The sequence below is a fragment of the Enterobacter cloacae complex sp. HYC003_NIDB genome (assembly GCF_056673375.1).
Map to the genome: position 1 here is coordinate 3,881,397 of NZ_CP114220.1, position 24,861 is coordinate 3,906,257.

The following is a 24,861-nucleotide window of genomic DNA, read 5'->3' on the forward strand; positions in this document are numbered from 1 at the left end:
CTGGCTCCTTAACGAATAATCATGTCGTCACGATGCACGGCAACCGGGCCATATTCATAGCCCAGGATGGCGTCGATCTGCTGGGAATGGTGACCAGCAATTCGACGCAGCGCGTCGCTGTTATAACGACTTACGCCATGAGCGATGTCGCGACCTTCAAGGTTACGGATTCGGATCACTTCACCACGCGAGAAGTTGCCTGTCACGCTTTTAATTCCTTTTGGAAGTAACGAGCTTCCTCTTTCCAGAATAGCGGCGGTCGCGCCTTCATCCACGGTCAATTCGCCAGCCGGTGGCGCACCAAAGATCCAGCGTTTTCGGTTTTCCAGCGGGGACGCCTGGGCGTGGAAGCGAGTGCCCACAGAGATGCCTTCCATCACATCACCGATCACACCCGGACGGCTGCCCGCGGCGATGATGGTGTCGATACCGGCCCGGCACGCCACGTCCGCGGCCTGGAGCTTGGTGCCCATGCCGCCGGTCCCCAGACCAGAAACGCTGTCACCCGCAATGGCACGCAGCGCATCGTCAATGCCGTGAACGTCTTTGATCAGTTCAGCCTGTGGATTAGAGCGCGGGTCAGCGGTAAACAGCCCCTGCTGATCGGTCAGAAGCAGCAGCTTATCGGCCCCTGCCAGGATCGCCGCCAGCGCAGAGAGGTTATCGTTGTCGCCCACTTTGATTTCAGCGGTGGCAACAGCGTCGTTTTCGTTAATGACCGGAACGATATGGTTATCCAGCAGGGCACGCAGCGTATCGCGGGCGTTCAGGAAACGTTCTCTGTCTTCCATATCCGCACGCGTCAGCAGCATCTGCCCGACGTGAATGCCGTAGATGGAGAACAGTTGTTCCCAGAGCTGTATGAGTCGGCTTTGTCCCACGGCGGCCAGCAGCTGTTTGGAAGCGATCGTCGCGGGGAGTTCGGGGTAGCCAAGGTGTTCACGCCCGGCGGCAATCGCCCCGGAAGTCACAATCACAATACGATGCCCTGCGGCATGCAACTGAGCGCACTGACGTACAAGCTCAACGATATGGGCACGATTCAGGCGGCGCGATCCGCCTGTTAACACACTGGTACCGAGTTTTACCACCAGCGTCTGGCTGTCACTCATGATTCTCTGCCGTTCAACAATAAGGGAAAATGATGTCAGTCAGACGTTTTAACAGGTGTCAGCTCCGTTGCCAACTGCCTTAGCGCATGACCCGTCACTTTGTTGCGCGGGATCAGGAAGCGTAGCGGCAGATTTTGACAATCTTATTACCGAAAAATTAAAACATACTTTTTTAGACATATTCTTACTTTGTCATAAAACTTTCACCCACGAACGATAAAACCCTTCCTGTTTTTCACGGGGTAATAAGTCGAATCTTATTGCTCAGCGAATATTAGCGCGTTTTTATAAAATCAGGATTGAAAATGAAAAAGAGCACTCTGGCATTAGTGGTAATGGGCGTAGTTGCTTCCGCATCTGTTCAGGCAGCAGAAGTTTATAATAAAAACGGGAATAAACTGGACGTGTACGGCAAAGTAAAAGCAATGCACTACATCAGTGATGATGACGCTAAGGATGGTGACCAGACTTACGTTCGTTTCGGCTTTAAGGGTGAAACGCAGATTAACGATCAGCTGACCGGCTACGGACGTTGGGAAGCTGAGTTCGCAGGTAACAAAGCTGAGAGCGACTCTTCTCAAAAAACACGTCTGGCATTTGCCGGGCTGAAACTGAAAGACTTCGGCTCACTGGATTACGGCCGTAACCTGGGCGCGCTGTATGACGTCGCCGCATACACCGATATGTTCCCGGAGTTCGGCGGTGACGGACTGGCACAGACCGATAACTTCATGACGAAACGCGCCTCCGGTCTGGCCACATACCGTAATACCGATTTCTTTGGCCTGGTTGACGGCCTGAATATGACCCTGCAATACCAGGGCAAAAATGAAAACCGCGACGTGAAGAAGCAAAACGGTGACGGCTTCGGTACCTCCCTGAGCTATGACTTCGGCGGCAGCGATTTTTCTGTGATTGGTGCCTATGCCAGCTCCGATCGCACTAACGATCAAAACCTTCAGGCACGCGGCGAAGGTAAAAAAGCAGAAGGCTGGGCAACCGGTTTGAAATATGATGCCAACGATATTTATCTGGCCACTATCTATTCCGAAACCCGCAATATGGCCCCTATTTCCGGTGGCTTTGCAAATAAAGCGCAAAACTTCGAAGTGGTCGCACAATATCAATTTGACTTTGGTCTGCGTCCATCTCTGGGTTACGTGCAGTCTAAAGGCAAAGATATCGAAGGTATCGGCGATGAAGATATCGTGAAATACATCGACGTAGGTGCTACATATTATTTCAACAAAAATATGTCTGCGTTTGTTGATTATAAGATCAACCAGATCGATGACGATAATAAACTGGGCGTAAGCAGCGATGATATCGTTGCGCTGGGCATGACCTACCAGTTCTGATGTTGTGGTAATAAAAAACCGGCGCTGAGCCGGTTTTTTTGTGCCCGGTGACGCTGTGCTTACCGGGCGTACGGGATAGTACATTTTTCAGGCCGGGTAAGGCGTAGCCGCCACCCGGCGCTGTGACATCATCAGGCTCTCAGTTTCACCGCTTCGCTGGAAAAATCGTCCGCAGGCTCCAGCTTCAGATCCAGCGTTGCCAGCAGATCACGAGCTTTGCCGTGAAATTCTTTTAGCGTATGCTCCAGACGATCGATCACTTCCTGATCTTTGATGCTCGTCGCCTGCCAGTGCCCGTCTTTATTAAACAGGCCAAACTGATAGCTATAGGTAAAACGGTTTTCCTGTGCTTCCATTTCCATCCACCAGCCCCAGAACTCACGTTTTTCGGGTGCAGGCTTCACGTTGACGCAAACAGCCAGGCAGTCGAAAAAAAAGCGATTCTCTTCACACTGCTCTTCTCGAATATACGGGCCAAGAGCCATGAACTTCTTAATCAGTCTACTTTTCGGGTGTCCACTCGGTAACGTCATTGCGATCTCCTTTTGTGAAGCACTGTTTTACCAAACCAACGAAATTTAGCAAACTATTAACACAATCTCTGCGTGATCCAGCGTGTGATCTCTTTCAGCGCTTTGTCAAAATTCTGGTACACCGGGCTGAAGGGTACCTCCAGCAATTTACCGTCAGAAGATGACGACGTGATTAAGCGTGACTCCTCTTCAGGGCTAAACGGATCGTTCTTCCAGAAACCGGACATCAACGGGGTTGGGCAGCGGCGGCCGAGTAAGCCCTGCGTTTTTAATGAATAACGATTAAGTTCAATGCGCAACGCTTCGTCTGAAGCATCATGCATGCCAAGTCGGCTCGCCAGCACGTCCAGATACATCTCAGGAACGCTACCCTGACGCGCAGGATCGCTTAACAGAGCATGCACCACCGGGCCAAGACAGGCGACGGCCTTCAGGCGTGAAGATTCAAGGTAGGCAAGCCGTACCGCGACGTTAGCGCCAAAGCGGAAGCCAAACGCGCCAACCCGGGTGTGGTCAACCCAAGGGATATTCTCCAGCGCTTTTAAAGCATGCTGGTGCAGCAGGCTGGAGTCTTGCGTAAGTTTCCATTTGGATGAAAAACCAATGGAAGGCATATCAAGCGTCAGCATGGCGATTCCGTTTGGGGCAAAGTAGCGCTCATACAGGCTGTAATAGTCAATTTGTAACGAGTCCAGTCCACCGCACATCAGAACCGTCGGGAACGGCCCTTCCCCCTCCGGCATATGCAGGAATCCGGTCACCGGGCTGCCACCGGGAATGGCGAACTCAATTTCACGCATCCGGCCAGGCAACCGCTGCGCGGCCTCTTCATAAGCCCGGTTTGCCAGCGCCTGGGCCTGCTCTGCCAGTTCGTCGCCTTTAAGATGCGGATATGCAGCGATGCTGTACAGATTTGCCGCATGCAGCCAGTGCTTTCCGCTGAGAGTGGCATCTTCTTCCTGGCCCGCTTTTTGCTGCCAGAGCATGGCCTGCTTTGACCATTCGTAGATCCAGTTTCCACCACGGTAGCCCACCACCGTATCGTAGAGATCGCTGTCGGTACGCTCGGACTCGCTCATCACGATACGCGCCTGCACGTCGAGGATTTCACGCGGATCGATGCCGCGCCAGATCCACATCAGGCGGTTAATCATTCGATACCAGTGGGGCACGTTCTTTCCGTCTAACGCTGACTGAACGGCAGGCATTGTCCCCGGATTAAACCGACGCACCAGCGTCGACGTTTCAGGGTGCTTGAAACGGGGTTTGAAGAGAGTTTCGGTAAGATTCGCCTGCGTCATTGCGTTGCCTCCATGGATACGTCATATGAAGACCATTGTAACGCGTGGCAGGCTAAAAAGAACAACGCCCGGCATAACCGGGCGTGTAAAGTTACGTACTGAAATTAACGGCCAGAGATAGGCGGTACGAAGACCACGCCCATATCCCATGGCTGTTCAATCCAGGTATCCTGCGGGATATCAATGACGTAATCATCAACCAGTGGGCGACCCGCTGGTTTCGCAAAGATCGTGACGAAGTGCGCTTTTGGATACATTTCGCGGATAGCCACCGCGGTACCGCCGGTGTCCACCAGATCGTCGATAACGATAAAGCCTTCACCGTCGCCTTCCGCGCGTTTCAGCACTTTCAGTTCGCGCTGGTTGTCGTGATCGTAGCTGGAGATACATACGGTATCGACATGACGAATACCCAGCTCACGAGCCAGCAGCGCCCCCGGTACCAGACCGCCACGGCTGACGGCAATAATGCCTTTCCACTGTTCGGAAGGCATCAGACGCGCAGCCAGTTTGCGTGCGTGAATCTGCAACATGTCCCAGGTGACGACGTATTTTTCGCTCATGTGAAGTGTCCCAGCCTGTTTATATACGGCTTAAAAAAATGAGGGTGAACCAGGTTGCGCGAGATTATAGAGATCTGACGCACTAAAAACCAGTGTTACGCGCCATGAGCCTGAGTTTTTACATGCTTAATGCTACCAGCCACGGGAGAAAGTGGTATTCTCAGTTGCATCTCGCAAGCCTGACTTGTGGTAACGATTAACCTGCTAACCCTGTGACCTGCAACATTGTTTTGCAGCGCAACGACAAGGAGACCTATCGTGTCTGAACTGTCTCAATTATCTCCACAGCCGCTGTGGGATATTTTTGCCAAAATCTGCTCCATTCCGCACCCTTCCTATCACGAAGAACAGCTTGCCGAACATATTATGGGTTGGGCGAAGGAAAAAGGTCTGCACGCTGAGCGCGACCAGGTTGGCAATATTCTTATCCGCAAACCTGCCACCGCAGGTATGGAAAACCGTAAGCCAGTGGTATTGCAGGCGCACCTGGATATGGTTCCGCAGAAAAACAACGACACCGTTCACGACTTCACAAAAGACCCGATTCAGCCGTACATCGACGGCGAGTGGGTGAAGGCGCGCGGCACGACCCTGGGCGCAGATAACGGTATTGGTATGGCTTCCGCGCTGGCCGTGCTGGCTGACGACAGCGTTGAACACGGTCCGCTGGAAGTGCTGCTGACCATGACTGAAGAAGCGGGCATGGATGGCGCGTTCGGTCTCCAGGCAAACTGGCTGCAAGCGGACATTCTGATCAACACCGACTCCGAAGAAGAGGGTGAGATCTACATGGGCTGCGCGGGCGGGATCGATTTTATCTCTACCCTGCCGCTGTCCCGCGAAGCGATCCCTGCCGGATTCGAGACCTTTAAGCTGACGCTGAAAGGGCTGAAAGGCGGTCACTCCGGCGGTGATATTCACCTGGGCCTGGGCAACGCCAACAAACTGCTGGCGCGTTTTCTGGCGGGCCATGCCGCTGAACTGGATCTGCGTCTGGTGGACTTCAACGGCGGTACTCTGCGTAACGCGATCCCTCGCGAAGCCTTCGCTACCGTGGCGGTGCCTGCGTCGAAAGCGGACGAGCTGAAAAACCTCTCCAGCGTGTATCTGGAGATCCTGAAAAACGAACTGTCTGCAAAAGAGAAAAACCTGACGGTGGTGCTGGAGTCCGTTACGACGGATAAAGCCGCGCTGACCGCACAGTCTCGTGACACGTTCGTCCAGCTGCTGAACGCAACGCCAAACGGCGTTATTCGCAACTCTGACGTGGCGAAAGGCGTGGTGGAAACCTCCCTGAACGTGGGCGTGGTGACCATGGGTGACGACAGCGCAGAGATCATCTGCCTGATCCGTTCCTTGATCGACAGCGGTAAAGAGTACGTTGTGAGCATGCTGGAATCTCTGGGTACCCTGGCGGGCGCGAAAACGTCTGCAAAAGGCAGCTACCCGGGCTGGCAGCCGGATGCAAGTTCTCCGGTCATGGCACTGGTGCGTGAAACTTATCAGCGACTGTTCAACAGCACCCCGAACATTCAGGTTATTCATGCGGGTCTGGAGTGTGGTCTGTTCAAGAAACCGTATCCGGATATGGACATGGTCTCCATCGGGCCAACCATCACCGGGCCACACTCCCCGGATGAGCAGGTTCACATTGAAAGCGTCGGTCACTACTGGACGCTGCTGACTGAGCTGCTGAAAGCAATTCCTGTTAAGTAATTAGCCGTTTGATGCCCGGTGGCGCTACGCTTGCCGGGCCTACGATTAGCGTAATCTACAGTCCCAACACCAGTTGACGCTCCAGCTGCGGATCCAGCAAGGTGACGTGCAGCCCCACCAGCCTCACCCCTCGTCCGCCCCGCCGTTCTTCCCACGCCTTTTTCGCCGTCGCGATAAGATCCTCTTTGTTGAGGCGTGGCCAGACGTGCTCCTGCGTCGTCTGCTGAAAATCGTTAAATTTCAGTTTGATGCCCTGTCGGGCAATAAGCAGATCCGGTTTGACCTTCAGTAAGCGTCGTTCAAGCTCAGGATAAAGCTGTTCCGTAATAATGGTTTCACACTCGGTCCAGTCATGGATATCTTCGCTGAGCGTGCGTTCAACGCCGACCGATTTACGCAGCCGTTCGTTGTTCACATCCCGGTCATCAATGCCCTGACTGCGTTCCCACAGTACGCGGCCAAACTTGCCAAAACGCTTAAGCAGCAGCGCCAGATCGCTGCGCTGAACGTCTTCGCAGGTGCGTAGCCCCATACTTTCCAGCTTCGCGGCGGAGACTTTGCCCACGCCGGGGATTTTGCTGAGCGGCAGCGTCCTTAAAAACGCCGGAACCTCTTCCGGAGTGATGACGTACTGGCCGTTGGGCTTATTTAAATCGGAGGCGATTTTGGCGAGAAATTTGACCGGCGCGACGCCTGCCGATGCCGTCAGGTTCAGCTCGTTAAAAATAGTCTGGCGGATCTCCTGCGCCATCAGGGTGGCGGAGCCGTGGCAGTGCACGCTGTGGGTGACATCCAGATAGGCTTCATCCAGCGATAACGGTTCAATCAGTGAGGTGTAGCGGGAGAAGATCTCCCGAATGTGGCTCGATGCTTCTTTATAGGCATCAAAACGTCCGGGCAAAAGAGTGAGATGCGGGCACAGTTTCAGCGCCATCGCTGTCGGCATGGCGCTGCGCACGCCGTATTTGCGAGCAGGATAGTTGGCGGTGCTGATGACACCGCGCTGAACCCGGCTGCCGCCAATGGCGATCGGAATATCCCGCAGCGCCGGGTTGTCACGCATCTCCACTGCGGCAAAAAAGCAGTCCATATCGACATGGATTATTTTGCGCATAGTAAGCCCTCACTTATTACTGGATAAGTATACAGTAAACAAATGAGGGTTGAGAAGTGCGCGCAGGAATTGTCGGGTGGCGGCGTTGCCTTACCCGACCTGGAAGACTAAAGAATGCGTTGCTGCTCGCGAGCCATCCGCTTTTTCCGCGCATCGCACGGTTCCGGACAATCGCACACTTTTTCCATTCCGATGGAAGAGATGCCTCCGCAACTGCCCTGAATGCTTTTACGCTTGATGATCCAGCCTAAGGACATGCCGAAGATCACCAGCACAAACACCGCAAAGGTCGCCAGAAAAGTCAGCATAATCAGCCTCCGAAATCATCGAGCATGATGTTCTCATCTTCCACGCCAAGATCTTTTAGCATCTTAATCACGGCGGCGTTCATCATTGGCGGACCACACATATAGAACTCGCAATCTTCCGGTGCCGGGTGCTGTTTGAGGTAATTTTCATACAGCACGTTGTGGATGAAGCCCGTATAGCCTGTCCAGTTATCTTCCGGCTGCGGATCGGATAGCGCCACATGGAAGGTAAAGTTAGGGTTATCACGCGCCAGTTGTTCAAACTCATCGTCATAGAACATTTCGCGCAGTGAACGCGCCCCGTACCAGAAGCTGATCTTACGCTTGCTGCCAAGTCGTTTGAGCTGGTCAAAAATATGCGAACGCATCGGCGCCATACCCGCACCGCCGCCGATAAAGACCATCTCCGCGTCAGTATCTTTGGCAAAGAATTCGCCGAACGGGCCGGAAATCGTCACTTTGTCGCCAGGCTTGAGGGACCAGATATACGACGACATGACGCCAGGAGGGGCATCAGGCACATTCGGTGGCGGCGTGGCGATACGCACGTTGAGCATAATAATGCCCTTCTCTTCCGGATAGTTAGCCATGGAATAGGCGCGAAGCGCGGGCTCTTTTACCTCGGAAACAAAGCGGAAGAGGTTAAATTTATCCCAGTCTGCCCGGTACTCCTCAGGCACATCGAAGTCAGCATACGCGACGGTGTGTGCCGGACAATCAATCTGGATATACCCACCCGCACGGAACGGGACGCTCTCCCCTTCAGGGACACGCAGCTTGAGCTCTTTGATGAACGTGGCTTTGTTATCGTTAGAGATAACTTCGCACTCCCATTTTTTCACGCCGAAGATCTCCTCCGGCAGCTCAATCTTCATGTTCTGGCGCACAGCGACCTGGCACGCCAGACGGCATCCCTCTTTCGCTTCACGCTTCGTGATATGCGACAGTTCCGTTGGCAGAATATCACCGCCGCCCTCTTTGACCGTCACACGGCACTGGCCACAGGAGCCACCGCCGCCACAGGCAGACGAGACAAAAATCCCGTTGCCGGAGAGCGTGTTAAGCAGCTTATCCCCTGCCGGGGTACGGATCTGATTCTGCGGATCGTCATTGATATCAATGATCACATCCCCGGAATTGACCAGCTTCGCACGCGCCGCCAGGATCAGCCCTGACAGCACCAGTACTATCAGCGTGAACATCACCACGCCAAGAATAATTTCCATCTGTTAGCCCTTATAGCTGCACACCGGAGAAGGACATAAAGCCCAACGCCATCAGGCCGGTGGTGATAAAGGTGATCCCTAAGCCACGAAGCCCCGCAGGTACGTTGGCATATTTCATTTTTTCACGGATCCCCGCCATGGTGACAATCGCCAGCATCCAGCCGATACCGGAACCGAAGCCATACACAACCGATTCACTGAAGTTGTAATCGCGCTGAACCATAAACGAGACGCCACCGAAGATGGCGCAGTTCACGGCGATCAGCGGCAGGAAGATCCCCAGCGCGTTGTACAGCGACGGGAAGTATTTATCGAGGATCATCTCCAGGATCTGAACAAGCGCCGCAATCACTCCGATAAAGGTGATGAAGTTCAGGAAGCTAAGATCAACCCCCTCCACCAGCGCGCCATCGCGCAGCACGAAGTTGAATACCAGGTTGTTAATCGGAACGGAAAGCCCCAGCACAACGGTAACTGCCACGCCCAGACCAAATGCCGTCGATACCTTTTTAGAAACGGCAAGGAACGTACACATGCCCAGGAAGAAAGCGAGCGCCATGTTTTCAACAAACACCGCGCGCACAAATAAACTCAGGTAATGAGCCATTGTCGGTTACTCCTTTTCCTGCTGTTCAGGCTTCAACGTACGAATCAGCCAGATCAGCAAACCGATAATGAAAAATGCGCTTGGGGCCAGCAGGAACAGGCCGTTCGGCAGATACCAGCCGCCGTTCTGTACCGTATCCAGCACCGGAATGCCAAACAGCTTGCCGCTGCCAATAAGTTCGCGCAGGAAACCAACCGTCAACAGGATCACGCCGTAACCCAGGCCGTTGCCAATACCGTCCATAAAGCTCGCCAGCGGTGGCATTTTCATCGCATAGGCTTCAGCACGCCCCATCACGATGCAGTTGGTGATTATCAGGCCGACAAACACCGAAAGCTGCTTTGAGGTTTCATAGGCGAAGGCGCGCAGGAGCTGATCGACCACGATCACCAGCGAGGCGATAATCGCCATCTGCACGATGATCCTCACGCTGTTGGGTATGTGGTGGCGGATCATTGAGATAAACATGCTGGAAAACGCTGTCACCAGCGTTACCGCCAGCGTCATGACCACCGCCGTTTCCAGCTTGGTGGTCACCGCCAGCGCCGAGCACACCCCCAGCACCTGTAGCGTTATCGGGTTATTGGCTAACAGCGGGCCAATCAGCACCTTTTTAACTTCTTTCAGTTCACCCGTATCAGCCATTATTCAGCGCTCCTTCACGTACATTCTTCAGGAAGGGACCAAAGCCCAGTTCACCCATCCAGAAATCAAAGCTGTGCTGCACACCGTTAGAGGTGAGCGTGGCGCCGGAAAGGCCATCAACGGCAAATTCATCGCCGGGACGCGCGCCCCCTTTCACCACCTTCAGCGCAGGCTGGCCGTTGTCGTCGAGCACTTTTTTACCAACAAACTGTGCCCGCCAGTTAGGGTTCTCAACTTCGCCCCCCAGCCCTGGTGTTTCGCCCTGATCGTAATAAGTAATGCCTTTCACCGTACGACCATCGGTATCCAACGCCACAAAGGCGTACATCATTGACCATAAACCGTTGCCATAGATGGGCAACACGATTTCCTGGATGCGCTTTTGCTCGTCACGGACGAGGTAAATCTCCGCGACATTGCTGCGGCGCTTAATGCCTGCCGGATCCTGCGAGGCGTCAAGCGTGGTGCTCATCTGCGGATCTTTTAGCGCCAGCGGCTGGTTGTATTTCGCCGGGTCTTTATCCATTAACTCCCCGGTTTTTAAATCCACCAGCCGTGCGGTAATACGTTCGGCAAACACCGCTGCGACGTCATCCTTCGTCATGCCTTCCTGCATCAGCCCGGCCACGGCCAGGATGTTACGCTGTTTATCCAGCGCTCGTTGCTCCTGCTGTAGCGGTTTTAACCCTACGGCAGAACCGGCCACGACAATGGAACAGACCAGACACAGTACCAGCACCACCAGCAGCGTTTTGCTGATGCTGTCGTTATTTTTGATCTCAGCCACGCGCCTTCCTCCGCTTAATGTTGGCGCGCACGACCAGGTAGTCGAACAGCGGCGCAAACAGATTGGCAAACAGAATGGCCAACATCATCCCTTCCGGATAAGCCGGGTTGACCACGCGAATCAGTACACACATCACCCCAATGAGCGCGCCGTAACACCATTTACCTCTGTCGGTAAACGAAGCCGAGACCGGATCGGTGGCCATGAACATCATGCCAAACGCAAAGCCTCCCAGCACGAGGTGCCAGTACCACGGCATGGAGAACATCGGGTTTGTGTCTGAACCAATGAAGTTGAAAAGCGTGGCGGTGAGTACCATCCCGAGCATGACGCCTGCGACAATGCGCCAGGACGCCACGCGGCCAAAGAGGATGATGGCCCCGCCGATCAAAATCATCAGGGTAGACACTTCACCGATGGAGCCTGGAATATTGCCGATAAACGCATCAAACCAGGTGACAGGCTGTCCGGTTGCATTATTGACCAGCGTTTCGCCGCCGCCAGCCGCCCACTGTGAAAGTGGCGTCGCGCCAGAGAATCCGTCTGCTGCCGTCCACACCAGGTCGCCCGAGATTTGCGCCGGATAAGCAAAGAACAGGAACGCGCGCCCTGCCAGCGCCGGATTGAGGAAGTTGCGTCCGGTCCCGCCGAAGATCTCCTTGGCAATCACCACGCCAAAGCTGATCCCCATCGCCGCCTGCCAGAGCGGCAGCGTTGGCGGAACAATCAGCGCAAACAGAATAGAAGTAACAAAGAAGCCCTCGTTGATCTCATGTTTGCGAATAATAGCGAACAGCACCTCCCAGAAACCGCCCACGATAAAGACAGTCATATAGATAGGGAGGAAGAAGACAGCGCCCAGCGTCATCATGCTGACCCAGCCGGCATCTGCCGCAAAGCTCACCCCCAGCGACTGCGCCAGACGATAGTGCCAGTCAGACTGAATCACCTGCGCCAGCTGCTCTGCATTGTACATATGGTGCAGCGCCGGAATAGTTTGCAACCCAACGTTATACATCCCCCAGAACATGGCCGGGAAGACCGCAAACCAGACCAGAATCATCATTCGCTTGAGGTCGATGGCGTCGCGAACGTGCGCCGCGCCTTTCGTCACCAGACCCGGCGTGTAGAAAATGGTCGTTGTCGCTTCATACAGCGGGTAGTACTTTTTGAGCTTCCCTTCGGTAAAGTGCGGCTCAATTTTTTCAAAGAGGTGTTTTAAGCCCATGGTTATCCTTCCTGCTCAATGCGGGTTAACACCTCGCGCAATACGGGTCCATATTCGTATTTACCTGGACACACGTAGGTACACAGCGCCAGATCTTCTTCGTCCAGCTCCAGACAGCCCAACGCCTGGGCACCGTCGGTATCGCCGGCCAGGAGATCGCGTAGCAGCACGGTGGGCAGAATATCCAGCGGCATCACGCGTTCGTAGTTGCCAATCGGAACCATGGCGCGCTCACCGCCGTTGGTGCTGGTGGAGAAGTTAAACAGCTTACGACGCAGGAAGTGGCCGAGCGTGGTGCGCGTTACCGAGTATTTTTCTGCACCAGGCAGTACCCAGCCGAACAGCTCTTTCTCGCGTCCTTCAAGCACAACGCTCACCTGAAGATGGAAACGACCCAGCCAGGCCATCGGGCCTGTCGCGTGCCTGCCGCTCAGCACCGAACCGGAAATAATACGGTTTTCACCCTCTTTCGTTTCGCCAGCCAACAGCGCCGTCAGGTCCGCCCCAAGCAGCGTGCGAACCAGACGCGGTTGGGTTGCCTGAGGGCCGCCGATGGCAATAATGCGTTCTGCGCACAGCTCACCCGTGGTGAACAGCTTACCGATAGCGATCACGTCCTGATAATTAAGATGCCAGACCTGTTTCGTCAGGCTTACCGGCTCCAGGAAATGAATATGCGTTCCCACCAGCCCGGCCGGATGCGGGCCGGCAAATTCATTAAAGGCTACCTGCCCTTGCGGATGCCCGCCCAGCTTACCGCCGCTGGCCTGACAGACATGCACTTTGCCCGGCGTCAGGCGCGTTAACACGGTGAGGCCGGCATCGAAAGCGTTTCGTTCCGCCAGGATAAGAGGCTGCGGATCTGCGCTGAGCGGGTTGGTGTCGATGGCCGTGACGAAGATAGCGGCCGGCACAGTGCCAGGCACGGGCGTTTTGCTATAGGGGCGCGTGCGAAGCGCCGTCCACAGTCCCGACTCCAGCAGTTGCGTCTGCACCGCGTCGTGGCTGAGGGTGACAAGATCGGCGGCGTCAAAACGCGCAAATTCGCGTTTCTCATCGCCTTCAATTTGAATAACAACCGATTGCAGGACGCGACGCTCACCACGATGGATGGCGACAACGGTGCCGCTGGCTGGGGCTGTAAACATAACGCCAGGATTTTTTTTATCCTCGAAGAGCGCCTGACCTTTTATTACGCGATCGCCTTCCTGTACCAGCATCGCGGGACGCATGCCCACGTAATCATCACCTACAATAGCGACATGATGAATACTGGCGCCGGTGGTGACGTGCTGTTCAGGCACGCCAGAGATTGGCAGATCGAGTCCTTTTCTGATTCTAAACATGTGGTTAGCAGGTATCCATGAACAACAATCCAGAGAGGCCGGAGTGTACCATTTTCGGCCCTGCCAGGGGCAGCAAATCCGCCGTCTGGCGCGCCGAAATGCGAGCTATTGCGCAAAGTTCCTGGAGTCAGGACATTATGAATGGGTTATAAAGTAAAACTAATTTGTAAACGCAAAGGTTGGCTCTTGCGAAAATCTCCATCGGTGCTAATGTGAGCGCTCCTGTCCAGATTAGTCTGATTTCGGGTGTCTTTTGCCGTTCTGGCAAGTTGGTCATTGTTTTATCAAGGAACCAGTAGTATGCGTAAAATCGCATTGTTCATTGCGATGCTTCTGATACCGTGCATGTCGTTTGCCGGGCTGCTTGGCAGTAATAGTTCAACGACGCCGGTCAGCAAAGAGTATAAACAGCAGTTGATGGGATCCCCGGTTTATATTCAAATCTTCAAGGAAGAGCGCACACTCGATCTGTTTGTCAAAATGGGCGAGACGTATCAGCTGCTCGATAGCTACAAAATCTGTAACTATTCTGGCGGGCTGGGGCCGAAACAGCGCCAGGGTGACTTCAAAAGTCCGGAAGGGTTTTACAACGTTCAGCGTAACCAGCTAAAACCGGACAGCCGGTTCTATAAAGCGATTAACATCGGTTTCCCCAATGCCTTCGACCGTGCGCACGGTTACGAAGGGAAATACCTGATGATTCACGGTGCCTGCGTGTCAGTCGGTTGTTATGCGATGACGGATTCCGGCATTGATGAAATCTTCCAGTTTGTCACGGGCGCACTGGTCTTCGGCCAGCCGAATGTTCAGGTCAGCATCTATCCGTTCCGTATGACGGATGCGAACATGGCGCGCCATAAGTACTCTGTTTACACAGATTTCTGGAAACAGCTAAAACCGGGCTATGACTACTTCGAGCAGACCCATAAGCCGCCGGTGGTGTCCATCGTCAATGGCCGTTACGTGGTGAGTAAACCGCTCAGCCATGAAGTGGTTCAGCCGCAGCTGGCGTCAAATTACGCGGTCCCCGAGACAAAATAGCGCCCACTCGCCTGGCATGATCTTTTGCCAGGTTTCGTTGCCGGTCAGCGGCTGCGTTGCAATGACAGTGACCACATCGTTCGGTGTGGTCTCCTTCTGAAAATCAATTTCCACATCCTGATCGAGCAGCGTGGCGACGCCAAACGGTGCACGTCGGGTGATCCAGAACAGATTCGTCGAGCAGAACGCCATCACGTAGCGCCCGTCAGACAGCAGCATATTAAAGACGCCCTTCTCGCGTAACTCAGACGCCAGTGACGCTATGTACTTAAAAACGGCGGTCATGTTGCCGGGCGTACGGGGGTAGCGCTCGGTCAGCTTGTGCAGCAGCCAGCAAAATGCTTTTTCGCTGTCCGTTTCACCGACAGGACGGAAATTGCCGGTTTCCAGCGACTTATAGCCCGAAAGCTGCCCGTTGTGCGCATAGGTCCAGTTACGGCCCCACAGTTCACGGGTAAACGGATGGGTATTTTCCAGCGCCACTTCGCCGCGATTTGCCTGGCGGATATGGGCGATCACCGAACAGGATTTAATAGGATAGTCCTGCACCAGTCTGGCAATGGGTGAGTTAAAGCTGGGTTGTGGATCTTTAAACGTGCGACATCCTTTGCCTTCGTAGAAGGTAATACCCCAGCCGTCTTTATGCGGCCCGGTTCCTCCACCGCGCTGAACCAGCCCGGTAAAACTAAAGCAGATATCGGTTGGCACATTGGCGCTCATCCCGAGCAGTTCGCACATAGATCACCTCCACAACAGCGGGGGGCACCGGCGCCCCCCAGCGAAGTCTTACTTAACCATCTCTTTTTCGATCAGTTGGATCAGGATGTGGATCACTTTGATATGAATTTCCTGAACGCGATCCGCATAACCGAAGTGTGGTACACGGATTTCAATGTCCGCTGTACCGTCCATCTTACCGCCATCTTTCCCGGTCAGGGTGATCACTTTCATGCCCTTCTCACGCGCGGCGGCGATCGCTTTGATCACGTTAGCAGAGTTACCGGACGTGGAGATACCCAGCAGCACGTCGCCTTCACGGCCTACGGCTTCAACGTAGCGGGAAAAGATATGGTCGTAACCGAAGTCGTTGCCTACACAGGAGATGTGGCTCACGTCGGAAATCGCAATCGCCGGGTAGCCCGGACGGTTTTCACGATAGCGTCCGGTCAGCTCTTCGGCGAAGTGCATGGCGTCACAGTGGGAACCGCCGTTACCGCAGGAGAGCACTTTACCGCCGGCTTTGAAGCTGTCGGCAAGCAGGACCGCCGCGCGCTGAATAGCGTGAATATTGGCATCATCTTTCAGAAAATTCGCCAGCGTTTCCGCCGCTTCGTTCAGTTCGTTACGAATAAGATCCTGGTACATGAGGATAATCCTTCAGTATTGATGAAATAACACAGTGGAGTGTACCGGATAGCAGTAAAAGCGAGAAGCTAAAGCCATGCGAATCGTCCGGCGTTTTGATTTTTTGTGCCGGCTAAAACGCGAACAATGTGAACCAGGTTGTAATTATTTTGTAAACACATTGCTAAAGGAAATGACATCAACTACAACCATATCATCACAAGTGGTCAGACCTCCTACAAGCAAGGGAGCTTTTCTTTATGATGATTTTGAGCATTCTCGCAACCGTTGTGCTGCTCGGTGTGTTGTTCTATCACCGTGTCAGTTTATTCCTGAGTAGCCTGATTCTTCTGGCCTGGACGGCTGCACTTGGCGTCGCTGGCCTGTGGAATATCTGGGTCCTTGTTCCCCTGGCCATCATTTTGCTGCCGTTCAACCTGACGCCGATGCGTAAGTCGATGATCTCTGCGCCGGTGTTCAGGGGATTCCGTAAAGTGATGCCGCCGATGTCGCGTACAGAGAAAGAAGCGATTGACGCCGGTACGACCTGGTGGGAAGGCGATCTGTTCCAGGGCAACCCGGACTGGAAAAAGCTTCACAACTATCCGCAGCCGCGTCTGACCGCCGAAGAACAAGCCTTTATTGATGGTCCGGTAGAAGAAGCGTGCCGCATGGCAAACGACTTTGCCATCACTCACGAAATGGCCGACCTGCCGCCTGAGCTGTGGGCATACCTTAAAGAGCATCGCTTCTTCGCGATGATCATTAAGAAAGAGTACGGCGGTCTGGAATTCTCCGCTTACGCTCAGGCTCGTGTGCTGCAAAAACTGGCGGGTGTCTCCGGGATCCTGGCGATCACCGTTGGCGTGCCAAACTCCTTAGGCCCGGGCGAGCTGTTACAGCATTACGGTACAGAAGAGCAGAAAGATCACTACCTGCCGCGTCTGGCGCGTGGTCAGGAAATTCCGTGCTTCGCGCTGACCAGCCCCGAAGCGGGCTCCGATGCCGGCGCAATCCCTGATACCGGCGTGGTTTGCATGGGCGAATGGCAGGGCCAGCAGGTGCTGGGCATGCGCCTGACCTGGAACAAACGTTATATCACCCTCGCACCTATCGCCACGGTGCTGGGCCTGGCGTTCAAACTCTCTGACCCGGAAAAACTGCTGGGCGGTGAAGAAGAGCTGGGTATTACCTGTGCGCTGATCCCAACCTCGACTCCGGGCGTTGAAATTGGTCGCCGTCACTTCCCGCTGAACGTACCCTTCCAGAACGGTCCTACCCGCGGTCAGGATATCTTTGTCCCGATTGACTACATCATCGGTGGCCCGAAAATGGCCGGGCAGGGCTGGCGTATGCTGGTGGAATGTCTGTCTGTGGGCCGCGGCATTACCCTGCCGTCGAACTCAACAGGCGGTCTGAAATCGGTGGCGATGGGGATTGGGGCTTACGCGCATATCCGCCGTCAGTTCAAAATCTCCATCGGCAAGATGGAAGGTATCGAAGAGCCGCTGGCGCGTATTGCGGGCAATGCCTACGTGATGGACGCCGCAGCCTCGCTGATTACCTACGGCATTATGCTGGGCGAAAAACCCGCCGTGCTGTCAGCGATTGTGAAGTATCACTGTACCCACCGCGCACAGCAGTCAATTATTGATGCAATGGATATCGCAGGCGGTAAAGGTATCATGCTCGGCGAAGGCAACTTCCTGGCGCGCGGCTATCAGGGTGCGCCGATTGCCATCACCGTGGAAGGGGCAAACATCCTGACCCGCAGCATGATGATCTTCGGCCAGGGTGCGATTCGTTGCCATCCGTACGTGCTGGAAGAGATGGCTGCCGCGCAGAATAATGATGTGGATGCCTTCGACAAACTGCTGTTCAAACATATCGGTCACGTCGGCAGCAACAAGGTGCGCAGCTTCTGGCTGGGCCTGACGCGCGGGCTGACCAGCGCGACGCCAACCGGCGATGCGACCAAACGTTACTACCAGCACCTGAACCGTCTGAGCGCCAACCTGGCTCTGCTGTCTGACGTTTCCATGGCGGTGCTGGGCGGTAGCCTGAAGCGTCGCGAACGCATCTCCGCCCGTCTGGGTGATGTGCTGAGCCAGATCTTCCTGGCCTCTGCGGTGCTGAAACGCTACGACGATGAAGGCCGTCAGGAAGCGGATCTGCCGCTGGTGCACTGGGGCGTTCAGGATGCGATGTATCAGGCCGAACAGGCGATTGACGATCTGCTGGCGAACTTCCCGAACCGCTTCGTAGCGGGTGCCCTGCGCGCGGTGATCTTCCCGACCGGTCGTCATCACCTGGCGCCGTCCGACAAGCTGGATCACAAAGTGGCAAAAATCCTCCAGGTACCAAGCGCAACCCGCTCTCGTATTGGTCGGGGTCAATATCTGGCACCTACCCCGCATAACCCGGTAGGTTTGCTGGAAGAGGCGCTGCTTGACGTGATGGCCGCCGACCCGATTCACCAGAAGATCTGCAAACAGCTGGGCAAAAACCTGCCGTTTACACGACTGGATGAGCTGGCAAAACAGGCGCTGGCGGGTGGCATCATCGACAACAGCGAAGCTGCGATTCTGGTGAAAGCCGAAGAGAGCCGTCTGCGCAGTATTAATGTGGATGATTTCGAACCTGAAGAGCTGGCGACACAGCCGGTAAAGCTGCCAGAGAAGCACCGCAAACCTGAAGCGGCATAAGGCCTTTTGCTCCCACAAACCCCGCCCCGCGCGGGGTTTTTTATTGCCACATTTTCTGGTAATGACGTGCTACAGTGTCAAAAAGTGTTTATTAAGGAGCCTGTATCGTGCCTGGTTTAAAGATTTCTGTTTTGCAGCAACCTTTAGTGTGGATGGACGGCCCCGCCAACCTTCGCCATTTTGATCGCCAGCTGGAAGAGATTACCGGACGCGATGTGATTGTCCTGCCGGAGATGTTTACCACAGGTTTCGCGATGGAGGCAGCAAAACAGTCCATGCCGCAGGACGAGGTGGTGGCCTGGATGCACGCCAGGGCGCAGGAAACAAATGCGCTGATTGCCGGTAGCGTCGCACTCCAGACCGGGCGCGGACCGGTCAACCGCTTCCTGCTGGTTGAGCCGGAAGGAAAAGTCCATTTCTACGATAAGCGCCACCTGTTCCGCATGGCGGATGAACATCAACATTATGAAGCCGGAAGCGAACGCGTGGTATTTGAATGGCGCGGCTGGCGTATTCTGCCGCTGGTCTGCTATGACCTGCGCTTCCCGGTGTGGTCGCGCAACCGCAACGATTATGACCTGGCGTTGTACGTCGCCAACTGGCCCGCCCCACGCTCCCTGCACTGGCAGGCTTTACTGACCGCGCGCGCGATTGAAAATCAGGCTTATGTCGTTGGCTGTAACCGCGTGGGAACGGACGGCAACGGGCATCACTATCGCGGTGACAGCCGGGTGATAAGTCCGCAGGGTGAGATTATTGCCACCGCCGAGCCGCATCAGGCAACACGAATTGACGCTGAGATCTCGTTAACGGCGTTAAAGGAGTATCGGGAGAAGTTTCCGGCCTGGCAGGATGCAGATCCGTTTAGCATTGGTTGAAAAAAAGCCGGGTGACGGCTGCGCCTTACCCGGCCTACAAAAAGCACAGCGTAGGCACGGTAAGCGCAGCGCCACCGGGCGTTAATTAACTCACCAGCGCCTGCCCGTCTTTGCGGCTTTCCGTCGCGGCCACGTAGTGCCCTTCCGGCATACGGTAAATCACCTGCGCACCGCCGAAGTTATAATCCTGAAGCGGATCTTCCACCACGATCTGATGCCCGCGCTCGCGCAGCGCCGCGATAGTATTGCGATCGAACGTTGATTCGACGATCACCTCCCTGCCCTGCACCACGCGCCAGCGCGGTGCATCGATTGCCGCCTGCGGGTTTTGCCCGTGCAGCATAATGCGCAGCGCCATCTGCATGTGCCCCTGCGCCTGCATCGGGCCGCCCATCACGCCGAAGGACATCAGCGGCTTGCCGTTGCCGTCCATCGCAAATCCCGGAATGATGGTGTGGAACGGGCGCTTGCTGCCCGCCAGCGCGTTCGGGTGCGCAGGATCCAGCACAAAGCCGCAGCCCCGGTTTTGCAGGCTGATCCCGGTATCCGGCACCACGATCCCTGAACCGAATCCCATATAGTTGGACTGAATAAACGAGACCATCATCCCACTCGCATCCGCGGTGCTGACGTAAACAGTCCCGCTCTGCGTCGGCGATCCGTACACAAAATCAGAGGCGCTATCGTGGTTGATAAGCGCGGCGCGCGACTTCAGGTAATGGTCACTCAGCAGCTCTTTTGCCGCGAACGCCATATGTTCTTCATCCGCAACGTAGCGGTCGAGATCCGCCAGCGCCAGCTTCATCGCCTCGATGGAGAGATGAAGAGACTGCACGGAATCCGGGTGATGCTTCTCAATGCCGCACTGCTCAAGAATGCCGAGCGCAATCAGCGTGGCGATCCCCTGACCGTTAGGCGGCAGCTCCTGCACCGAACCGCCCGCGAAGTCGCGCGACAGCAGGTCTACCCAGTCCACGCGGTGGTTTGCCAGATCCTCTGCCGTCAGATGCGCACCGTGTTCTTTGGCAAAGGCGGCAATTTTCTGCGCCAGCTCGCCGCGGTAAAACGCGTCACCGTTAGTTTTCGCAATCAGCTCCAGCGAGCTGGCCTGCGCCGGGTTACGGAAGATTTCCCCCACGCGCGGGGCGCGGCCTTCCGGCGCGAAGCAGGCGCTGAAGCCCGGCTGATCTTTCAGCTTGCTATAGCCTCGCTGCCAGAGATGACCAATCAGCGGCGAGACGGGAAAGCCGTTGCGCGCGTAGTCAATGGCAGGCTGCGCCAGCGTGGTCAGCGGCAGCGTGCCGAAGCGCTCCGCCAGCGCGACCCAGCCGGATACCGCTCCCGGCACGGTCACCGCGTCCCAGCCAATTTCCGGCACTGCGCTTTTTCCGGCAAACAGATCCGCATGCCAGCTGGCCGGCGAGCGGCCTGATGCGTTGAGGCCGTGAAGCTTTTCACCGTCCCAGACGATGGCAAAGGCGTCGCTGCCGATCCCGTTGCCGGTCGGCTCAACCACCGTCAGCGCCATCGCGGTGGCAATGGCTGCATCGACGGCATTGCCGCCCAGTTGCAGCATCTTCATCCCCGCCTGCGCCGCCAGCGGCTGCGACGTGGCAACCGCGTTATGGCCCAGCATCGGCGGGCGGCGTGAATCGTAACCGGACGTAAAATCAAGCGCTTTGGTCATCATGACTCCTTAGTCGTGGCGCGGATCGAGCGCATCGCGCAGCCCGTCGCCGAGTAGATTAAAGCCCTGCACGGCAAGGAAAATCGCCACGCCGGGGAAAATGGACATCCACGGAGCCTGCTCCAGAAACCCTTTCGCGGTGTTGAGCATGGAGCCCCAGGACGGATTTGGCGGCTGCTGTCCCAGCCCCAAAAACGACAGGCTGGCTTCGGCGATAATCGCCGAGGCGATCGCCAGCGTGGCCTGCACGAGGATCGGCGACATCACGTTTGGCAGGACATATTTAATGATGATCCAGCGATCCGGCAGGCCAATCGCCCGCGCGCCGTCGATATACTCTTCGTTGCGAATGGCGATCACCTGGCCGCGCGTCAGCCGGGCGAAAATCGGCATTGCCGAGAGACCAATGGCGATCATCGCATTCGTCAGGCTTGGGCCCAAAAATGCCCCCAGCGCGATCGCCATGATCAGGAACGGACAGGCCAGCAAGGCCTCAATAAAGCGCGAGATCACGCCGTCCCACATCTTCTGGAAGTAGCCCGCCACCAGCCCCAGCGGCACGCCGATGACCACGGCAATAATGACCGACATACAGCCCGCCATCAGCGAGGTGCGCGCCCCCCAAATAATGCGGGATAAGATGTCACGCCCCAGCTCGTCGGTGCCGAACCAGTACATCGCCGACGGCGCTTTGCGCACCGCCAGGAAGTTGGCTTTGACCGGGTCGAAGGGGGCGATCCACGGCGCCAGCAGCGCCACCAGGACAAAAAAGCCCACCACAAGCGCGCCAATCACCGCGCTTTTATTGCCGAGAAATTTCTTCAGCACCCGGTTCTGCGCGCGCGGCAGCGTGGGGGCAACGGTTTGCGTCGTCAGTTCCGCCATGGTTAACCTCGCATTTTCGGGTTGATAAGGACGTAGAGCACGTCGGCCAGCAGATTGAGCATCAGGAAGCCGATCGCCACGATCAGCACCACGCCCTGCACCACCGCATAGTCACGATTGAACACCGAGTCGACGATCATTTTGCCAAAGCCCGGAATGGTGAAGACCTGCTCGGTCAGCACCGCGCCGCCCAGTAGCTCGCCGAACAGAAGCGTGGTGAGGGTGATTACAGGCACCAGCGCGTTGCGAAAGGCGTGCTTCAGGATCACTGCTTTCGGCAGCAGCCCCTTAGCGCGCGCGGTGCGGATGTAATCCGCTTTCAGCACTGCAATCATCGACGCACGGGTATGGCGCATCAGCGTCGCCGCCAGTCCGGTTCCGAGCACGGACGCGGGTAGCAGCAGCGTGCGCAGGTTCTGGATCGGATCTTCACTGAATGGCACATAACCGGACGCAGGTAACCATTGCAAGTTCACCGAAAAGACCAGAATCAGCAGGATCCCCAGCCAGAAGTGCGGAATTGATATCCCCGAGATCGCCACAAAGTTCGCCCCATGATCGACCCAGCTGTTTTTATTCACCGCCGCAAGGATCCCCATGCTGATGCCAAACACCAGCGCGATGATCATCGCCAGCAGAGAGAGCTCCAGCGTGACCGGCAGCTTGCTGGCAATCAGCTGCGTGACCGGTTCATGCGTGCGCAAGGAGACGCCCAGATCGCCCTGCAGCGCGCGCGTTAGCCAATGGAAATACTGCACGGGGATCGGCGCATCCAGATTAAGCTCAGCACGCAGTTGGGCAATGACCGCCGGATCGCGCTCCTCCCCGGCCATGGCGATCAGCGGGTCGCCGGGCAGCAGCTTTTGCAGCCCGAACACCATCATGCTCACCAGCAATAGCGTCGGGACGGCCAGCAGCAGACGTTTGCAAATCAGTTCCAGCATGGGTTCTCCTCAGGACGTTTATTTTGCCAGCGTCAAACCGGCCAGACGCACGATGCCGTCCGGGTACGGCTTAAAGCCCTGCACGCTTTTGTTCAGGCCAAAAATGCGCGGCTCGAAGTAGAGGTAGGCAATCGGCATGTCGGTCTGGAGTTGCTTCACCACCTTGTCGTACAGCGGCTGGCGTGCGGCCTGGTCGGTGCTCTGACGCGCCTGAGTCAGCCATTCATCGATCTGCGCGTTACTGTAGCGGCCGTCGTTCAGGGTGCCTTTACTGTTGATAAAGCCGTAAATGCTGCCATCCGGATCCGGGCGCCCCGACCAGCCGGAGAAGCTCAACTGGTAGTCACCGCTCTGCTGGCGATCCAGCAGCGTGGCGAACTCGGTCATTTGCAGGTTCAGGTTAAAGCCCGCCTCTGCCACCATCGCCTGCAATACCTGTCCCACCTGCTGCGAGGTTGGGTTGTTTGGCACCAGCAGATTGACGCTCAGCGGCGTGGTCACACCGGCGGCTTTCAGCAGCGCTTTGGCTTTATCGACGTCGCGCGGCGGGACCGGCAGGTTAACGTGGTACGGGCTGACCGGTGAAAACGCCTGATTTGCCGGGGTGTAGAGCCCTTCAAAGACCACCTGGTTTAAGGCATCGCGATCGATTGCCTGAGAAAATGCCTCGCGCACGCGGGCATCTTTGAACGGATCGTTGGCCGGCACCTTGCCGTTGTTAATATTGAAGGTGATCCCCTGATAGCCCAGACCGGTGACCTTCGCCAGCGCCAGCTTGCTGTCGGCTTCGACGGTTTTGACGTCGCTGGCGGCAATGCCCTCGGTCAGGTCAAGATCGCCCGCGCGCAGGTTCGCGAGACGCACGGAGGCATCCGGGATCGGCAGATAGATGATTTTGTCGAAGTGATAGGCGTCTTTGTTCCAGTAGTTGTCGAAGCGGGTCAGAACGATGCGGTCCTGCGACACGCGGCTGTCGAATTTGTATGGACCGGAGCAGACGGGATGGGCGGCAAAGTCAGGCTTTTTCGCCGCATCGGGTGCCATCATCGCGCCCGCGCGGTCGGTGAGCTGCATTAGCAGCGCGGCATCCGGTGTTTTCAGGTGCAGCGCAATCTGCATCGGGCCGGTGACCTCGACCGATTCAACGGATGAGATCTCGCTTTTACGCAGGGAGCCTTTGAGGGTCAGGGCGCGGTCGAGGTTGTATTTTGCCGCAGCGGCATCAAATTTTTCACCGTCGTGGAAGGTCACACCTTTGCGTAGATCCATAGTCAGCGTTTTGCCATCTTCGCTCCAGGCCCAGGATTTTGCCAGACCCGGCACCACTTTCAGGTGCTCGTCGACGTCCACCAGCCTGTCGCACAGGGAGGCAAACACGAAACGGCCATAGTAGGTGCGCGCCAGATGCGGGTCGAGCATATCCGGGTCGGCCCCCAGGCCGATCCGCAGCACGCTTTCAGAATGGGCGGGCAGCGCCGCGCCAAGCAACATAACACTTCCCAGTACGGTCAAAAGAGAATTACGCATTGTCAT

Annotated in this window: 23 protein-coding genes; 5 read left to right on the forward strand and 18 right to left on the reverse strand. The window is 56.0% G+C overall.

Going from position 1 to position 24,861, the window contains the following annotated elements; genetic code table 11:
• Positions 1-8: 8 nt before the first annotated feature.
• A complete protein-coding gene (gene proB, locus O1722_RS18650) occupies positions 9-1,112 on the reverse strand; it encodes a glutamate 5-kinase (protein WP_015571369.1) in 1,104 nt (367 codons plus the stop codon).
• Positions 1,113-1,417: 305 nt separating this feature from the next.
• Here proB and phoE point away from each other — a divergent pair, with 305 nt between their 5' ends.
• Complete coding sequence (gene phoE / locus O1722_RS18655) at positions 1,418-2,470, forward strand: phosphoporin PhoE (RefSeq protein ID WP_017383128.1); 1,053 nt, start codon at positions 1,418-1,420, stop codon at positions 2,468-2,470.
• A 131-nt stretch (positions 2,471-2,601) separates the two neighbouring features.
• Here the strand turns inward: phoE and crl are convergent, their stop codons facing one another.
• The 3 genes from crl to gpt form a co-directional block, all read right to left on the reverse strand.
• Positions 2,602-3,003 carry a sigma factor-binding protein Crl gene (crl, locus tag O1722_RS18660; RefSeq protein ID WP_006809999.1) on the reverse strand — a complete coding sequence of 134 codons (402 nt, stop codon included), beginning with the start codon at positions 3,001-3,003 and terminating at the stop codon, positions 2,602-2,604.
• Between the two features lie 56 nt (positions 3,004-3,059).
• Positions 3,060-4,304 (reverse strand): esterase FrsA, encoded by a 1,245-nt coding sequence (gene frsA / locus O1722_RS18665; RefSeq protein ID WP_033487730.1) that lies wholly within the window; start codon positions 4,302-4,304, stop codon positions 3,060-3,062.
• A 104-nt stretch (positions 4,305-4,408) separates the two neighbouring features.
• Positions 4,409-4,867: a xanthine phosphoribosyltransferase gene (gene gpt / locus O1722_RS18670; RefSeq protein ID WP_003863205.1), complete on the reverse strand. Its 459-nt coding sequence runs from the start codon at positions 4,865-4,867 to the stop codon at positions 4,409-4,411.
• Positions 4,868-5,125: 258 nt separating this feature from the next.
• Between gpt and pepD the strand changes: the two genes are divergently transcribed.
• Positions 5,126-6,583, forward strand: coding sequence for a cytosol nonspecific dipeptidase (gene pepD, locus O1722_RS18675; protein WP_023295966.1), 1,458 nt, complete (start codon positions 5,126-5,128; stop codon positions 6,581-6,583).
• 55 nt (positions 6,584-6,638) lie between these two features.
• Here pepD and dinB read toward each other — a convergent pair whose 3' ends face one another.
• From dinB to O1722_RS18715, 8 genes are all read right to left on the reverse strand, one after another.
• Positions 6,639-7,697: a DNA polymerase IV gene (gene dinB / locus O1722_RS18680; RefSeq protein WP_033487732.1), complete on the reverse strand. Its 1,059-nt coding sequence runs from the start codon at positions 7,695-7,697 to the stop codon at positions 6,639-6,641.
• 107 nt (positions 7,698-7,804) lie between these two features.
• Positions 7,805-8,005: a (Na+)-NQR maturation NqrM gene (gene nqrM / locus O1722_RS18685; protein WP_032647342.1), complete on the reverse strand. Its 201-nt coding sequence runs from the start codon at positions 8,003-8,005 to the stop codon at positions 7,805-7,807.
• Positions 8,006-8,007: 2 nt separating this feature from the next.
• A complete protein-coding gene (gene nqrF / locus O1722_RS18690) occupies positions 8,008-9,231 on the reverse strand; it encodes an NADH:ubiquinone reductase (Na(+)-transporting) subunit F (protein WP_015571374.1) in 1,224 nt (407 codons plus the stop codon).
• 10 nt (positions 9,232-9,241) lie between these two features.
• Entirely contained in the window at positions 9,242-9,838 is a 597-nt protein-coding gene (gene nqrE, locus O1722_RS18695) for an NADH:ubiquinone reductase (Na(+)-transporting) subunit E (RefSeq protein WP_003863217.1), read from the reverse strand.
• Positions 9,839-9,844: 6 nt separating this feature from the next.
• Positions 9,845-10,483: an NADH:ubiquinone reductase (Na(+)-transporting) subunit D gene (locus O1722_RS18700; protein WP_003863219.1), complete on the reverse strand. Its 639-nt coding sequence runs from the start codon at positions 10,481-10,483 to the stop codon at positions 9,845-9,847.
• A complete protein-coding gene (locus O1722_RS18705; protein WP_033487734.1) occupies positions 10,476-11,270 on the reverse strand; it encodes a Na(+)-translocating NADH-quinone reductase subunit C in 795 nt (264 codons plus the stop codon). The genes O1722_RS18700 and O1722_RS18705 overlap by 8 nt, the downstream gene beginning before the upstream one ends.
• Positions 11,263-12,498, reverse strand: coding sequence for an NADH:ubiquinone reductase (Na(+)-transporting) subunit B (locus O1722_RS18710; protein ID WP_033487735.1), 1,236 nt, complete (start codon positions 12,496-12,498; stop codon positions 11,263-11,265). Before O1722_RS18710 ends, O1722_RS18705 begins: the two co-directional genes overlap by 8 nt.
• A 2-nt stretch (positions 12,499-12,500) precedes the next feature.
• A complete protein-coding gene (locus O1722_RS18715) occupies positions 12,501-13,844 on the reverse strand; it encodes a Na(+)-translocating NADH-quinone reductase subunit A (RefSeq protein WP_033487736.1) in 1,344 nt (447 codons plus the stop codon).
• Between the two features lie 300 nt (positions 13,845-14,144).
• Here O1722_RS18715 and dpaA point away from each other — a divergent pair, with 300 nt between their 5' ends.
• On the forward strand, positions 14,145-14,885 hold the full coding sequence (gene dpaA, locus O1722_RS18720) for a peptidoglycan meso-diaminopimelic acid protein amidase (RefSeq protein ID WP_006810008.1): 741 nt from the start codon (positions 14,145-14,147) through the stop codon (positions 14,883-14,885).
• Here the strand turns inward: dpaA and O1722_RS18725 are convergent.
• Positions 14,856-15,623 carry a class II glutamine amidotransferase gene (locus O1722_RS18725; RefSeq protein ID WP_017383120.1) on the reverse strand — a complete coding sequence of 256 codons (768 nt, stop codon included), beginning with the start codon at positions 15,621-15,623 and terminating at the stop codon, positions 14,856-14,858. The genes dpaA and O1722_RS18725 overlap by 30 nt on opposite strands.
• 48 nt (positions 15,624-15,671) lie before the next feature.
• The gene (gene lpcA / locus O1722_RS18730) at positions 15,672-16,250 is read right to left on the reverse strand and encodes a D-sedoheptulose 7-phosphate isomerase (protein ID WP_003863232.1); all 579 of its coding nucleotides are present in this window, start codon (positions 16,248-16,250) and stop codon (positions 15,672-15,674) included.
• A gap of 239 nt (positions 16,251-16,489) precedes the next feature.
• Here lpcA and fadE point away from each other — a divergent pair, with 239 nt between their 5' ends.
• Entirely contained in the window at positions 16,490-18,934 is a 2,445-nt protein-coding gene (gene fadE, locus O1722_RS18735; RefSeq protein ID WP_032647334.1) for an acyl-CoA dehydrogenase FadE, read from the forward strand.
• Positions 18,935-19,041: 107 nt separating this feature from the next.
• Positions 19,042-19,812 (forward strand): amidohydrolase, encoded by a 771-nt coding sequence (locus tag O1722_RS18740; protein ID WP_017383119.1) that lies wholly within the window; start codon positions 19,042-19,044, stop codon positions 19,810-19,812.
• A gap of 85 nt (positions 19,813-19,897) precedes the next feature.
• On the opposite strand, the gene O1722_RS18745 is transcribed toward O1722_RS18740, so the two are convergent.
• Genes O1722_RS18745 through O1722_RS18760 form a run of 4 tightly spaced genes read right to left on the reverse strand, consistent with a single transcriptional unit; the run spans position 19,898 to position 24,861 of the window.
• Complete coding sequence (locus tag O1722_RS18745; protein ID WP_033487738.1) at positions 19,898-21,499, reverse strand: gamma-glutamyltransferase family protein; 1,602 nt, start codon at positions 21,497-21,499, stop codon at positions 19,898-19,900.
• A gap of 9 nt (positions 21,500-21,508) precedes the next feature.
• Complete coding sequence (locus O1722_RS18750; RefSeq protein ID WP_032671407.1) at positions 21,509-22,384, reverse strand: ABC transporter permease; 876 nt, start codon at positions 22,382-22,384, stop codon at positions 21,509-21,511.
• A gap of 2 nt (positions 22,385-22,386) precedes the next feature.
• Entirely contained in the window at positions 22,387-23,328 is a 942-nt protein-coding gene (locus O1722_RS18755) for an ABC transporter permease (RefSeq protein WP_015571382.1), read from the reverse strand.
• A gap of 18 nt (positions 23,329-23,346) precedes the next feature.
• A complete protein-coding gene (locus O1722_RS18760) occupies positions 23,347-24,861 on the reverse strand; it encodes an ABC transporter substrate-binding protein (protein ID WP_072203255.1) in 1,515 nt (504 codons plus the stop codon).